Here is a 14,088-nt window from a genome sequence, read left to right on the forward strand (position 1 = left end):
AGGAGGGCGCCATGCCGCACACCTATCTGGTGCCTGCACACGCACGGCCGGTTTCCCCGCAGCCCGGCGAACGGCTCGTGCACTCCTACGGCGACGGCGCCGCGGTGGTCGAAGCGACCACCGCGGCGGAGCGGCCGGAGGACGCGGGTGCCGTCGTCGCGACGGCCGGTCTGCGCTTGCCGCCCAGGGCGAACCGGACGGCGGTCTCGGCCGCGCGCCGGTCCATCCGGCAGGCGCTGGGCCGCCCCGTGCGGGAGGACGAGCCCGATGTCGCCGCGTACGTCGAGTTCATCGCTCCGCCGGATCCGCGGTGGCTCGCCGATGTGCGCGGCAGCGGCGTCGTCGTGCTCGGCTACCAGCCGGAGAACAGCTACCTCGTGCGGGGGCGGCGCGCCGACCTCGCGGCGCTGCCCGGCGCGGTGCGCACCAGCGAGGGCGAGCCGGCGATCCGGTCGGTCACCGAGCTGACCGGGGCGCTCAAGACCGCCCCGCCTGTTCTCGCCGAGGCGGGGGAGGACGCGGTCGTGGTGCTGGCCGCGACGCCGGGGGAACGCGCGCGGGTGGTCGCCGCGCTGCGCGCCGTCGCCGAGCCGGTGCCCGGCGCGGGCAACGACGTGCTGGACGAGCACCGGCTGCGGGTGCGCGTCCGCCTGGGCGCGGAAGGCCTGGAGGCGCTCCTCGCCCTGCCGCTCGTGCTGTCGGTGGAGCCGTTCGGCGACGCGCGGCCCGAGGACGAGGTCGCCGCCCTCGTCGTCGCGGGCCAGCTCGACCTCGCCGGGCGGCCGCGGGGTTCCTACGACGCGTGGCTCGCCGCACACCACGTCGACGGCGCGGGGGCGGTGATCGGCATCGTCGACGGTGGTGTCGACGTGGACCACCCCGCGTTCGCCGGACGGGCGGAAGACCTCGCCGGCGGCCGCAAGGACTGGCACGCCACGATGGTCGCCGGTCACGCGGCGGGGGCGTACCGCGCCGAACGCGACGCCTCGGGGTTCGTCTACGGGCTCGGCACGGCGCCGGCGGCGACGGTGCTGTCGCAGGACTTCAGCCGGGCCGGCCGCGAGCTGTGCGGCGAGACCGCCGCCAGGGCGGGCCGGTCGATCGCGATCCAGAACAACTCCTGGGGCCGCAGGCTGGTGCACCCGATGGACTACGGCTCGGAAGAAGCCCTCTACGACGCGATGGTCCGCTCGGCCGACGGGGTTCCGCTGACCGTGTGCTTCTCGTCCGGCAACAGCGGCACGGCCGGACTGACCCGGCCCAAAGGCGCGAAGAACGTGATCGTCACGGGCAACTCCGAGAACTACCGGCCCGAGGCCGGCGGCGCGGACAGCGACGACGTCCGCGACCTCTACACCGGCTCGCACCCGTCGAGCCACGGCAACTGCGGCGACGGGCGGATCCGGCCGCACGTCGTCGCTCCCGGCGAGTGGACCGCGTCCGCGGCGCACGGCGTGTTCCCCGGCGAGGTCGACTACGTCAGCGACCTGATCACCTGGGGTGGCGGGTCGTCGGGTGCCAGCCCGAAGACAGCGGGAGCGTGCGCGCTGCTGGCCCAGTGGTGGCGGCGCTGGCACGGCGGGGTGAACCCGTCGCCCGCGATGCTGCGCGCCCTCGTGGTGAACGGCGCCGAGCCGATCGACGCCGGCGGCCCGATCCCGAACAGCCAGCAGGGCTGGGGCCGGCTGTCGCTGCGCGACCTGCTCGACCCCGCCGTGGCGCGCATCGCGCTCGACCAGGCCGACCTCCTGACCGGGCAAGGGGAAACGCGGCGTTTCCCGGTTCGCGTCGTCGACCCGAGACGGCCGGTGAAGATCACGCTCGCCTGGACGGACCCGCCGGGGGCGGTCGGCAGCGGCACCGCCACGGCGAGCCCGGTCGTGAACCGGCTGGCGTTGCGGGTGCGGGACGGCGGGCGGACGTGGCGGGGCGGCGCCGACCGGTTCCGCGGCGGCTGGACGGCGGAGGACGGCCAGCTCACCGGCACCGTCCTGCGCGAAGAGGGGGCGGACAACCTGCAGTGCGTCCACCTGCCCGCGGGACAGGCCCGCTCGCTCGAGGTCTCGGTGACCGCGCTGAGGCTCACCACCGACGCCCTCACCGGTGGGTTCGACCTGCCCCGGCAGGACTTCGCGCTGGTGATCACCAACGCGGAGGCCGACCACGGCGCGGCCGGGACGACCGTGGTCGCCGGAATCGCGAGCGGCGTCCCCGTCCCCGAGCCCACGCCCGACGAGGCGGCGTGGTGGGCGGAGAACTCGTCGGCGGAACCGGAGCCCGCCGCGGGACAGGAGTCGTGGCACGAGTCCGCGCGCACGTCCGGGAGCGTGCTGGAGGCGGCCGGGTCGCGGTTGCGCCTCGTGACCGGGGCGACGGGGCTGGCCGGTGTCGCCGCGGCCGTCCGGGACGGCCTCGCGGGCACCGGCGAGGTGGCGCTGCTCGCCGTGCCGGGCGGTACACCGGTCACCGCGTCCGGGGTGGACTCGCTGCGGGCCCTCGCCGGGCAGGCCGACGTGCGCGTGGTGTCCGACGACGCCGGCCTGCTGGCCCGGCTCGCCGGCGCCGTCGGCGCCTCCTCCCGCGTCCGCTACCGCCTCGCCGACCGTGCGGACGCGCTGGGCGAGGCGGTGCGCGACACCGCGGTGGAGTCGGCGGGGATGCAGCGGATCGTCCTCAGCGGGGCGCCGGCCGGCGACGGTGTGGCGGTCAGCTTCGGCGTCGTCGCGGCGGACGGCACGCTGGTCGTGGTCTTCCCCGCGCGGACCACCGCGATCTCCGTGCGGCAGCCGGGGCACCCGGACGCCGCGCCGGGGCCGGGCACTCGGGTGGTGGAGCACGCCGGCCGCACCGAGCTCGTCGTGGAACGCGCGGGCGAGACCCCCGGCACCTGGACGGTGAGGGCGTCCTCCGCCGAGCCGATGCCGGCCGGTGCCGTGCGCGCGTGGGTGTGCGGTGGCGTGGACCTGCTGGTCGAGGCGCCGGAGGTGGCACAGGGGAAGCGGCTGCTGCGGGTCGCCGCGCCCGGATCCTCGCTGAGGCAGGTTTCGCTGCCGCGCACCAGGCTCGCGAGAACACCGGAGCCCGACGCGGAGACCGATCGCCCGCTCGTGCTGCGCGTGCGGCCGTCGCGGGTGCACCGCGCTCCGGACGAGGGTGACCCGGAAACCGCGGCGCGCGGCACGCCGGTACCCGCGCTCGGCCACGTCGTCGACGTGCCGGCTGACGAGTCCGCCGTGCTCGACGTGCCGTTCGAGGTCATCGGTGTGGACGGCGACGGCGCCGCGTTCGCCCGGCGGACCCGCGCCGGTGTGGTGGTGATCGGCCACGCGCAGGACCCGCCGCAGGACCCGCTGGTGCGGGTGAGCGCGCGCATCGCCGAGGTGCGCTACCGCGGCGGAACCGTCACCGGCGTCCGGGTCACCGGCCGCGGCCGCGGCCGCGAGCTGGTGGTGCGCTGCGAACGCCTCGGCGCCGCCATCGCCGCGATGGACACCAGCCGGGTGGTGGTGCTCGGAGTGCGCGGCGCCGACCTGGAGTGGGTGTACCTGCCGTTGTCCGCCAGCTCGCCGAAGGAGCAGCAGTCATGAAGGAACGCGTTGTCGCCCAGGACGTGCTCGACGTCTACGCCATCGAGCAGCCGGAGCTGCCGCACCCGCCGGACGACTTCGGCGTCGTTCCCAAGTGGACGGTGGAGGAGGTTCCGCGGCGCCTGCTCAACCCGCTGTACCAGGACGTCGAGCCGGAGATCATCGACTTCCCGCCCGGCGAGGAAGGGCCGGGGTACCAGGTGTGCCCCGACGAGACGCTCGACATCCTCTGGTTCACCCCCACCACGCTCGCTCTCACCGACTTCGCCCTGACCGTGCGCCGCGAGGTGCGTCCCGACGGCGGCATCGCGACCACCGGCGGCTCCGCGGTGATCTCGGTGAGCGTCTACGTCGGCCAGCCGCTCGTGCAGCAGGTCGTCAGGGAGCGCTGGAAGTGGCAGGACCAGCTGCTGACGCCGGAAGCGGGCCGCGCCCCGCTCACCGTCCTGCCCGCGGTGCTGCACGGCCTCGTCGTGGACGTGGAGCTGCCGGCCGGGGTCGCCGCGGCCCCCGCGATCATCACCGCGTCCCCGCTGGCCGGGACCGCCACGATCGCCGTCGAGCTCACCGAGGCCGGGGTGCTGGCCTGGCGCACGGCGCTGGAGCAGGGCGCCGGTCGCACGATCGCGGGCACGATCCGCGCGTCCGCGTCGATCCCGACGGTCGATCCGGACAACTGGTACCCCGGCGTGGACCACCACCGGCTCGACACCCCGCTCGGCTCCCTGCTCGCCGCCCGCGGACCCGCCGACATCCGCCAGATCGACCCGCAGCAGACCGTCTCGCCCACCGTCGTCCTGGTGGGCAGCCAGCTGGTCACCTCCTCCACGGTCACCCTGCGCCCCTCCGGTGGGCAGGCCCCGTCGTCGGCGGTGTTCGGCCCGGCCGGCGGGCGGATCACCACGGCGGTCGTGACGCAGGACCCGGACACCGTCGCCGTGGAGTGGCGCGCCGAGGTCGCGTTCACGCCCGCGCGCTGGCCGGTCGTCCCCGCCTCGGGGAGGCTCGACAGCGCGCACGGCTGGATCACCATGATCAAACCGGAGGCGTGGTGCGTCGGTTACGTGCTCGCGATCGTGCCCGTCGACCAGGCGGGACGGCCCGTGCCGGCGTCCACCCGCGCCGGCGACCGCGTGCAGGGCGTGCTGAACTTCACCGCGCCCTACGTCGCGGGCGGCCTGCTCTCCACCGCGTTCGACGCGGAGTACGGCCGGCCGGAGAGCCTGGTGCTGCCCCGCTACCCGGACCAGCCGTTCGGCGACCTGGTGCTCACGGTGTTCGCCACGTGCGGTGGCGTTCTGGGGCAGGCGTCGCGGCGGCTGGGCGAGGACGACGTCGTCGTGACCGCTCTCGCCCACCCGGACGGCGAGGTCGAGCTGCACACCACTGCGGAGTCGCTGCCGGAGACCGCGTCGGGCCTGTCGAAGCTGCTCACGCGGCTCGGCGACCTCGCTCGCGGGTAGCCGCGGGGGACGACCGGCGGCCAGGCTCCGCGGATCAGCCGCGGCGTTCTGTTCGGGTCCGCTCGACCGCGGCGCGAGTGTCACCTGCTGAAGTTGCGGGACTACTGACAGATGACCCGAATCGAGAAGCAATGGACAAGGCATCCGTCGTCCGCTTCATGGTGCTGGCCCTGCTCTGGGGCAGCAGCTTCACCTTCATCAAGGTGTCCCTCGAAGGCTTGACACCGGGGCAGCTCGTGCTCAGCAGACTCGTGCTGGGCGCCGCCGTGCTGCTCACGATCGCGGCCCTGCGCAAGGTCGCCCTGCCGCGTTCGGTCCAGGTCTGGGGCCACATCGCCGCCGCCGGGCTGTTCGGCAACGTGATCCCGTTCCTGCTGCTGTCCTACGGGGAGAAGACGACGGGCGCCGGCATCGCGGGAGTCCTCATCGGCGCGACCCCGCTGCTGACCCTGGCGCTGGCCACCGCGGCCCTGCCGACCGAGCGCGCCACCTCGCGCAAGGCGGTCGGCCTGGCGCTCGGCTTCATCGGCGTGGTGCTGCTGATCGGCCCGTGGCACGAGTCGCTCGGTTCGCTCAGCGGGCGGCTGGCCTGCTTCGGCGCGGCCGTCAGCTACGCGATCGGCTTCGTGTACGTCCGGAAGTTCCTGTCGCCGCTCGGCCTCGCCCCGCTGTCGCTGGCCGCGTCGCAGCTCGTCTCGGCGGCCGTGCTGCAGGCGGTGGTGACCCCGTTCCTCGGCTGGCGCACCCCCGACCTCACCGGTCCGGTGACGCTCAGCATCGTGCTCCTCGGCCTGTTCAGCACCGGGTTGGCCTACGTGCTCTACTTCCGCCTGATCGGCGACGTCGGCGCCACGACCGCATCGGCGGTCAACTACGTGGTGCCCGTGTTCGCGGTGCTGGTCAGCGTGCTGTTCCTCGGTGAGCCCGTCACGTGGAACCTCCTCGCGGGCGGCCTGGTGGTGCTCGTCGGGGTGGCCTACGCGGAGAACAGGATGGGGCAGCTCCGCAAGAGCGGCCAGGAGACCGCGGGAGCGGTCCGGTGACCCCTCGGGCGCTGCTCCGCGCGCTCACCGCTGATCTGGACGTGGTGCTGGACCGCGACCCGTCGATCGAGTCGCGCAGCGAGGCGTTGCTGCACCCGACGGTCATCGCGACCTGGGGGCACCGCGTGTCGCACTGGCTGCACCTGCGGGGACGCCGGCGCAGCGCCCGGTTGGTCATGGTCGTCGCCCGGCTGCTCACCGGCGGCATCGAGATCCACCCCGGTGCGCGGATCGGCCGCGGTTTCTTCATCGACCACGGCGCGGGTGTGGTGATCGGGGAGACCGTCGTCATCGGCGACGACGTCACGATCTTCCACCAGGTGACGCTCGGCGCGGTCGGGTGGTGGCACGACAACCAGCGGCCGGAGGGCTCACGCCGGCACCCGAAGCTCGGTGACCGGGTGGTCGTCGGGGCCAACGCGACGCTCCTCGGGCCGATCACCGTCGGCCACGACTCCGTCGTGGGCGCCCAGGCCCTCGTCATCCGCGACGTGCCGGCGGACTCCCGCGTCCTGGCGCCGTTCTCCGTGCCGGCCCTGAGGTCGACGCGCAGCGTGGCGAAGGCGGCCAGGCCGCGCCAGCCCGTGGTGGTCGCGGGGCAGAAGCACAAGGGCGCGGCCGTGTTCCCCAGCTGGTGACCGAACCCAGGAGATCGGAGGGCTCGTGGAAACCCGAGTCAATCAGCCCCTCACCGCACGACCGCCCGCCCAGTCGCTCGAGGACCTGATCGGCGGCACCCCCACGGTCAGGCTCGACCTCGGCGTGACCACGGCGCACCTCTACGCCAAGCTGGAGATGGCCAACCCGCTGTCCAGCGTCAAGGACCGCGCCGCGCTCTACATGATCAACGGCGCGGAACGGCGCGGGCAGCTCGTCAGGGGCGCGGGCACCATCGTCGAGGCGACCTCGGGCAACACGGGCATCTCGATGGCCGCCATCGCCGCGGCCCGCGGGTACCGGTGCGTGATCGTCCTGCCGGACAGCGCGACCAGTGAGCGCCTGCAGCTCCTGCGCGCGTTCGGCGCGGAGATCGTGCTTACCCCGTACCAGGAGGGGTATGCGGCGGCGATCGCCAAGGCCGAGGAGATCCACCGCGAGCGGCCGGGGTCGTGGTTCGCCTGCCAGCACGAGAACTCGGACAACGTGGCGGCGCACTACGCCACCACCGGGCCGGAGATCTGGAACGACACCGACGGCGAGGTGGACGTCTTCGTCTGCGGCGTGGGCACCGGCGGGACCCTCAGCGGCACCGCCCGCTACCTGAAGGAGCGCAACCCCGCCATCCGCGTCGTCGCGGTGGAGCCGGAGGGGTCCCCGGTGCTCAGCCAGGGGTGGGGCGGTCTGCACCGCATCCCCGGCCTCAACGGTGGTTTCGTCGCGCCGACCACCGACGTCGACCTGGTCGACGAGGTGCTCACGGTGTCCAACGAGGACGCCTACGACACGGCGCGGGAGCTCGCCCGCACGGCGGGCCTGCTGGTCGGGGTCTCCTCCGGTGCGGCGGCGCACGCCTGCCGGGTGCTCTCCGCGCGAGCCGAACACGCGGGCAAGAACTTGGTCACGGTGTTCCCCGACACCGGTGAGCGGTACCTGTCGTGGTTCAACCAGGACGACACGACGACCGGCAACGGCGAGACGCACGAAGCCATCAACGAGGAGTGAACAGACATGACGCAGTTGTCCAACATCCTGCTTCCCGGTGAAGGCGAGTCGGTGCAGATCGGCACGACCACCCACACCACCTTCAAGGCCAGGGGCAGCGAGACGGACGGCCGGCTCGGCCTGTACGAGCACCGGATGGCTCCGGGAGCGCCCGGCGCCTCGCCGCACGTCCACAACGAACAGCTCGAGGCGTTCTACGTCCTGAGCGGCATGGTCGAGCTCCACCTCGACGGCAAGACGTTCGCCGCGCCGCCCGGGACCTACGTGAACGTCCCGATGGGGGTGTCGCACGGCTTCCGCAACCCGTTCGAGGGCCAGGCCACGATGCTCATCATCTTCACCCCGGCCCTCAACCGCGAGGAGTACTTCCGGGGTCTCGCCGAGATGTACGCGGACGGCAACAAGCCCACCGAGGACGAGCTGCTGACGCTGATGGCGAAGTACGACCAGTTCGAGGTGACGATCGACGGCACCGTCCCCGGCTGGGGCCGGCACTGAGCGCGAGGCGGGTGCCCGCGGTGGGCACCCGCCTCGCGGATGTGAGGTGGAGCCTGCTCCACCTCACATCCGGCAGTGGAGGGGATCTTCACGGCGGCACATGTTCATTAGCGTTCTCACCATGACGAACACGATGAACACGACGACGGACTCCACGGCGAACATCGCGACGAACTCGCGCAACCGGCGCCACCGCACCCTGCTGTGGACCGCGCTCGCGCTGAGCGCGCTCTGCAACGCGGGCACCTCGATCGCCGGTCTCGGCATCGTCAGCATCGTCTTCGGCGTGCTGACGCTCCTGTGCGGCGCCGGCCTGGTCGTCCACTACCGGTGGCGCTGAACAGGTCGCGCTGATCCGGCGGTCGCCGGATCAGCCGGTGGAGCAGGTCACGCCGTTGAGGGTGAACGGGGCCGCCGGGGCCGTGTCGCCGGTGTGGGTGGCCTGGAAGCCGATGTCGACGGACCGGTTGGGGGCGATCGTGGCGTTGTGGCCCGCGTTGCGCGCGGTGACCTGCCCTGCCGACGGCGAGTAGGTGGCGTTCCACCCCGAGGTGATGGTCTGCCCGCCGGGCAGGGTGAAGGCGAGCGACCAGCCGTCGATGGCCGTGGTGCCGGTGTTGGTGATGGTGATGCTCTCGGTCAGGCCGTTGTTCCACGCGGTGACAGCGGCCTTGACGCCGCACGTGCCGGGTTGCGGCGGGTTCGGACCGCCGGTGCCGGTGATGCCGAAGAACTCGAGGGCTGCGGCGGCCATGCCGGCCGACGGCAGGCTGTGCCCGGCGCCCTGGATGCTGTAGGCCTCGACCTTGTCGGAGTAGCGGCTGCGGTTCCAGCCGGGGCGCGGGGTGTCGGTGGACGTCGGTGTCTGGCTCAGGCCGAAGACGTTCGTCCACTGCTCGATCTCCTCCTGCAGCAAGGAGTACGGCACGAGCGTGTCGGCGGTGCCGTGCCAGAGCTGCACCCGCGGGCGGGGTCCGGTGTAGCCGGGGTAGGCCTGCCGGACGGCGTCGCCCCACTGCTGCGGGGTGCGGTTCAGGCCGCCTCCGCCGGTGCACCTGCTGCTGCCGGGCGGGAAGTCGGCGGCGTTGGCGAAGCAGTGGAAGGGCACTCCCATGAACGCCGCGCCCGCCTTGAAGACGTCCGGGTAGAGGGCCAGCATCTCGTTGGTCATCATGCCGCCGGAGGACGACCCGGTGGCGAAGACGCGGTCGGGGTCGCCCCCGTAGCGCTGCTGGACGTAGGTCACCATCGAGACGATCGACACCGGGTCGCTGCCGCCGCCGCGCCGCTTGGCCGCGTCCGACCACGTGTCGAAGCACTTGCCGAACCCGGCTTCCTGCTGCGCGCTCGGGTAGATGACGACGAACCCGTGCCGGTCGGCGAGCGAGGAGAACTCGCTGCTCGAGTGGAAGCCGGGACCGGAGCCGCCGCAGCCGTGCATGGCGACCACGATCGCCGGCTCGGCCGGGCGGGCGTCCGGCACGTAGACGTGCATGCGCATCCGGCCGGGGTTGTCGCCGAAGCCGGTGACCTCGACCAGGGACGCGGCCGACGCGCCTGGCGCGAGCACGACGCCGGCGATGGCGATCAGGGTGCTGACGAGTGTCATGAGGGTGGTGCCACGTGCGGTCATCGTCGACCTCCGGTAGGGGATTCCGGAATGCGCCGAGCCCGAAGATAGGCAGATTCGTGACGGTCGTCAATTTCTCGACGAATAAAGTGGTGAGGCATTCGACGAACCGCGGTTCTCGGCAGCGCATCCCTCCTTTGTGGACTTTTGAGGCTTCCTGGTCGACGGGGACCGGACTCTCAGCAAGGCTGCGCTTGGATCGTCGGCATGACCTTCGACGCACCACGACGTGTTGCCCGTTCGGTGCTGACCCAGTGGTGGAACGACGTCACGTTCCTGCACTGGCGCGTCGACCCCGGCGCCGTGGAGCACCTGCTGCCCGCGGGGACGAGGCCGGACGTGATGGGCGGTGGCACGTTCGTCGGCCTCGTCGCCTTCCGCCTCGCCCCGCTGGGCTGGCCGGCGTTGACGCACCGCTGGAGCTTCCCGGAGACCAACGTGCGGCTCTACACGGTCGACCGGGAGGGGAGGCGTGGTGTCGCGTTCCTCTCGATGGACGCGACGAGCCCGGTGTTCGTGCTGGGCGCACGGGCTCTCGTGCGGTTGCCGTACATGTGGTCGGACATGGCGCTGCGGCGCGACGGGGACGAGGTCAGCTACACGTGCGAACGCAGGTGGCCTGACCGGGACGCGACGAGCACGCTCACCGTGCGGGTGGGGGAGCGGGTTGCCCGGCCGAGCCCGCTGGAGCAGTTCCTGACGGCCCGGTGGGGGCTGCACACGTCGTGGTTCGGCAGGACCGCGTTCTTCCCGAACCACCATGCTCCGTGGGACCTCCACCGCGCCACGGTCGTCCGCTGCGACGACGGTCTGGTCGCCGCGGCGGAGGTGCCGGTCTCCGGTGCGCCGATGAGCGTCCTGCACTCACCCGGAGTGCGGGCCCGGTTCGGGATCCCGTCAGCCGCGACCTGAGCCGAGAGCCCCAGCCGCTTCACCAGTGGCGTCCTGGTTGTCGCGCTGCCGGCGGCGGAACCTGCCGGGGGCGGTGCCGAACTCCCGCTTGAAGGCGGTGGCGAACGCGAACTCCGAGGTGTAGCCGACCTGGCGGGCGATGGCGGCGAGCGGAGCCTCGCCGTCGCGCAGCATCCGCGCGGCGGCGCTCAGCCGCCACCAGGTCAGGTAGGCCATCGGGGACTGGCCGACGAGCGAGGTGAAGCGGCGGGCGAACGCGGTCTTGGACAGCCCGACCGAGGCCCCCAGCTCCTGGACGGTCCACGGGTGCGCGGGCGTGCGGTGGATGTGCTGCAACGCCGTGGCGACCACCGGATCGGTGAGCGCGACGCACCACCCTCCGCGCGGGCGGTGCCGTGCCGCCTCCTCGTCGAGCCAGGCGCGCAGCAGGTAGACGAGCAGCAGGTCCATCAGGGCGGGCAGTGCCGCGGCGGCGCCGGGCCTGGCTTCGATCAGGTCCGCGCCGAGCAGGTCGACCGCGGTGCGCAGGGCGGAGTGGTCACCGAGGCGGGCGGGGAGGTGGATCACCTCGGGCAGGCTGTGCAGGAACGGGTGCGCCTGACCCCGTTCCAGCCGGTACGCGCCGCACAGCAGCTGCGTCTGGCCGGGTGCGGGCTCGTCGTCCGGCGGACCGCCCTCCGGCGCCCGCGGGAGGTCCGCGATCGTCCTGTCCGGACTGTCGCTCATGCCGTGCTTGGCGCCGTGCGGCAGGAACACCACGTCGCCCGCACCGAGGGCGATGGGGGAACCGGACGGCGGGATCAGCCAGCAGCCGCCTTCGAGGACGACGTGGAAGCCGGCGCCGGGGTAGGGGCCGAACGCGTAGCCCCACCGGCCGCCCAGCCGGGAGCGCGTGAACTTGGCGCGGCCGGCGCGGACGGTGGCGATCACGTCGCTGAAGACGTCCATGAACCCATGATACGGACACAGGATCGGTCTCTTCGCGTATGACAGGGGTCGTTTCTCGCATTGGAAAGACCGCATCGGGTCCTTAACGTCATAGGTGATCAAGCCATCACCCCAGGAGGAGACGCGGACATGACCGCATACGTCGTGATCGACCTGAACGTCGCGGACGCGGAAGGCTTCCAGCAGTACGTCGACGGTGTGACGCCGTTGATCGAGAAGGCCGGCGCGCGCAACGTCCTCATCGACAGCAACGCGCTGGTGCTCGAAGGTGACTGGGCCCCGTCGACGCTCGTGGTCCACGAGTTCGCCAGCAAGGCCGCGGTCCGGGAGTTCTGGGACTCGCCGGAGTACCAGCCGTTCAAGGAGCTGCGCCGCAAGTACTCCACCGTGCAGGTCGTCGTCGGCGAGACCGCCTGAGCGCGAGCCCGCCGGTCAGGTCGCCAGCGTGCCCAGCAGCACCAGGGCGTCGGCGGAGCGGGACCCCGGCTGCGCCGGGAGGGCGACCAGTCGCTGGCCGGGCGCGCTCGCGATCAGGAAGATCTCCGCGCGCAGGTCCAGCTCGCCGACGTCGGGGTGGAAGAAGTGGCTGCCCCAGGTGACGGCGCCGCGGTGCTCCGGTCCTGCCCAGAGCCGCCGGAACCGCGGACTGGCGATGGACAGCTCGCCGACCAGCTCGCGCAGTGCCCGCTCACCGCCGGCGTGCGCGGTGGCCTGGCGCAGGTCGTCGACGGCGGCGCGGGCCGTGGTGGTCCAGTCGCGGAAGAACTCCGCACCCGCCGGGTCGAGGAAGATCATGCGGTGCAGGTTGTCGCCGTGGACGAACCGGCTGTGCAGCGCGGCGGCGAGGGCGTTGCGCGCCAGGACGTCGCCGGACCAGCCCAGGACGTAGGCGGGCGCCGCGGTCCAGTCGTCGAGCAGGGCGAGGACGTGGGGGCTGACGCGTTCCACCCGGTCGGCTCTCCGCCGGCGCGCGGTGGGACGAGCCAGCCGGTGCAGTTCGACGGTCGCCTGCTCGTCCAGGCGCAGTGCGCGTTTCAGGCCCTCCACGGTCTGGTGGGTGGGACGTTCGTGTCCCTGCTCCAGCCGGGCGTAGTAGCCCGCGCTCAGCCCGGCGAGCTGCGCGACCTCGTCCCGGCGCAGGCCGGGGACCCGACGGCGGCCCGCGGCGCTCAGCCCGGCCTGTTCCGGCCGGACGAGCGCACGGCGCGTGCGCAGGAACGCGCCCAGCGCTGTGTTCCGCTCCCCGTTCATGCGATCGAGGCTAGGCGAGGCGACGGGGTCCGAGCCTGGGTGCGTCCCACCCAGGTTGACGGCGGGCCGCCGCGCAGGTTGAGTTGACGTCATGACCGGCACACCTCTCGGCGACTTCCTCCGGGCCCGGCGCGAGGCGCTCACGCCGCAGGACGTCGGGCTGCCCGAGCACGGCCGCCGCCGCGTGAAGGGCTTGCGCCGCGAGGAGGTCGCGATCCTCGCCGGGATGAGCAGCGACTACTACATGCGCCTGGAGCAGGGCCGCGAGTCCAGCCCGTCGGCGCAGGTGGTGGACGCGGTGGCGCGGGCGCTGAGGCTCGACGCCGCGGCCACCGAGTACCTGTGGCTGCTGGTCCAGCCACCGGAGGCGAGGCCGTGGCGCCGCACCGGCGACCTGCCGGTGAGCGCCCAGCTCCGGCAGCTCGTGGACGGCTGGTCCGGCTCGCCCGCGTTCGTCCTCGGACCCGCCCTGGACATCCTGGCGTGCAACAGCATGGCCACCGCGCTGCACGAGGGTTTCACGCCCGCGGACAACCTCGCCCGCATGGTGTTCCTGGATCCCGCCGGACGCGAGTTCTACCAGGAGTGGGAGCGCGCGGCGCACTCCTGCGCGGCCGAGATCAGGGCCGCGTACGGGCACGACCCCGACAACGCGCGCATCGCCGAGGTCGTGGCCGAGCTGTCCGGCCGCAGCCCGGAGTTCGCGACGCTGTGGGCACGTCACGACGTGAAGCCCAAGACGCAGGAGACCAAGCACTTGCGCCACCCGCGGGTCGGGGACCTGGACATCCAGTTCTCCACGTTCACCGTCAGCGGTGCCGCGCACCAGCAGCTCGTCGTCTACCAGGCGGAGCCCGCTTCCCCGACGGCGCGGGCGTTCGAGCTGCTGCGCGCCCACGCCGACGCGGCGCACGCTGAGGTGCACTAAGCCGCACGGTTGTTGATGCGGGTGAACACCCAGGGCCTGTCGCGGCGCCCTTGGGTGGGTGCGTTCCTCCCAGGAAACCCGCGACCTTCTTCCGGCTGTCCTCCGTGGACAAACTCGAACCTGTCAGCGGGGAGACGCCCCGCACGGGCAGACAGCCGGAAGGAAC

General features: G+C 72.9%; 13 protein-coding genes. 10 read left to right on the top strand and 3 right to left on the bottom strand.

Translation table 11 applies throughout. The features are described from left to right. The first annotated feature begins 11 nt into the window (after positions 1-11). The 7 genes from BMW88_RS16630 to BMW88_RS16660 all read left to right on the top strand — a co-directional run bounded on the left by BMW88_RS16630 (position 12) and on the right by BMW88_RS16660 (position 8,593). A complete protein-coding gene (locus BMW88_RS16630) occupies positions 12-3,587 on the top strand; it encodes a S8 family serine peptidase (RefSeq protein WP_089951610.1) in 3,576 nt (1,191 codons plus the stop codon). Next, the gene (locus BMW88_RS16635; protein WP_089951611.1) at positions 3,584-5,050 is read left to right on the top strand and encodes a hypothetical protein; all 1,467 of its coding nucleotides are present in this window, start codon (positions 3,584-3,586) and stop codon (positions 5,048-5,050) included. Before BMW88_RS16630 ends, BMW88_RS16635 begins: the two co-directional genes overlap by 4 nt. Positions 5,051-5,181: 131 nt before the next feature. Beyond that, positions 5,182-6,093, top strand: coding sequence for a DMT family transporter (locus tag BMW88_RS16640; RefSeq protein ID WP_089951612.1), 912 nt, complete (start codon positions 5,182-5,184; stop codon positions 6,091-6,093). Further along, the gene (gene epsC / locus BMW88_RS16645) at positions 6,090-6,731 is read left to right on the top strand and encodes a serine O-acetyltransferase EpsC (protein WP_177221136.1); all 642 of its coding nucleotides are present in this window, start codon (positions 6,090-6,092) and stop codon (positions 6,729-6,731) included. Before BMW88_RS16640 ends, epsC begins: the two co-directional genes overlap by 4 nt. 25 nt (positions 6,732-6,756) lie before the next feature. Further along, the gene (gene cysK / locus BMW88_RS16650) at positions 6,757-7,755 is read left to right on the top strand and encodes a cysteine synthase A (RefSeq protein ID WP_089951613.1); all 999 of its coding nucleotides are present in this window, start codon (positions 6,757-6,759) and stop codon (positions 7,753-7,755) included. A 6-nt stretch (positions 7,756-7,761) separates the two neighbouring features. After that, on the top strand, positions 7,762-8,253 hold the full coding sequence (locus tag BMW88_RS16655; protein WP_089951614.1) for a cupin domain-containing protein: 492 nt from the start codon (positions 7,762-7,764) through the stop codon (positions 8,251-8,253). Positions 8,254-8,374: 121 nt separating this feature from the next. After that, entirely contained in the window at positions 8,375-8,593 is a 219-nt protein-coding gene (locus BMW88_RS16660; RefSeq protein ID WP_089951615.1) for a hypothetical protein, read from the top strand. A gap of 30 nt (positions 8,594-8,623) precedes the next feature. Here the strand turns inward: BMW88_RS16660 and BMW88_RS16665 are convergent, their stop codons facing one another. Beyond that, on the bottom strand, positions 8,624-9,886 hold the full coding sequence (locus BMW88_RS16665) for an extracellular catalytic domain type 1 short-chain-length polyhydroxyalkanoate depolymerase (RefSeq protein WP_245777835.1): 1,263 nt from the start codon (positions 9,884-9,886) through the stop codon (positions 8,624-8,626). Between the two features lie 204 nt (positions 9,887-10,090). Here BMW88_RS16665 and BMW88_RS16670 point away from each other — a divergent pair, with 204 nt between their 5' ends. Continuing rightward, positions 10,091-10,795, top strand: coding sequence for a YqjF family protein (locus BMW88_RS16670; RefSeq protein ID WP_089951616.1), 705 nt, complete (start codon positions 10,091-10,093; stop codon positions 10,793-10,795). On the opposite strand, the gene BMW88_RS16675 is transcribed toward BMW88_RS16670, so the two are convergent. Continuing rightward, entirely contained in the window at positions 10,781-11,743 is a 963-nt protein-coding gene (locus tag BMW88_RS16675; RefSeq protein ID WP_089951617.1) for an AraC family transcriptional regulator, read from the bottom strand. The genes BMW88_RS16670 and BMW88_RS16675 overlap by 15 nt on opposite strands. A 129-nt stretch (positions 11,744-11,872) precedes the next feature. Here BMW88_RS16675 and BMW88_RS16680 point away from each other — a divergent pair, with 129 nt between their 5' ends. After that, the gene (locus tag BMW88_RS16680) at positions 11,873-12,160 is read left to right on the top strand and encodes a DUF1330 domain-containing protein (RefSeq protein ID WP_089951618.1); all 288 of its coding nucleotides are present in this window, start codon (positions 11,873-11,875) and stop codon (positions 12,158-12,160) included. Between the two features lie 15 nt (positions 12,161-12,175). On the opposite strand, the gene BMW88_RS16685 is transcribed toward BMW88_RS16680, so the two are convergent. Further along, positions 12,176-12,994, bottom strand: a complete 819-nt coding sequence (locus tag BMW88_RS16685; protein ID WP_089951619.1) for a helix-turn-helix domain-containing protein — start codon at positions 12,992-12,994, stop codon at positions 12,176-12,178. Between the two features lie 91 nt (positions 12,995-13,085). Between BMW88_RS16685 and BMW88_RS16690 the strand changes: the two genes are divergently transcribed. After that, on the top strand, positions 13,086-13,922 hold the full coding sequence (locus BMW88_RS16690) for a helix-turn-helix transcriptional regulator (RefSeq protein WP_089951620.1): 837 nt from the start codon (positions 13,086-13,088) through the stop codon (positions 13,920-13,922). Positions 13,923-14,088: the final 166 nt, after the last annotated feature.

This window comes from Lentzea xinjiangensis, assembly GCF_900110955.1.
In the GTDB taxonomy this organism is placed as follows: domain Bacteria; phylum Actinomycetota; class Actinomycetes; order Mycobacteriales; family Pseudonocardiaceae; genus Lentzea; species Lentzea xinjiangensis.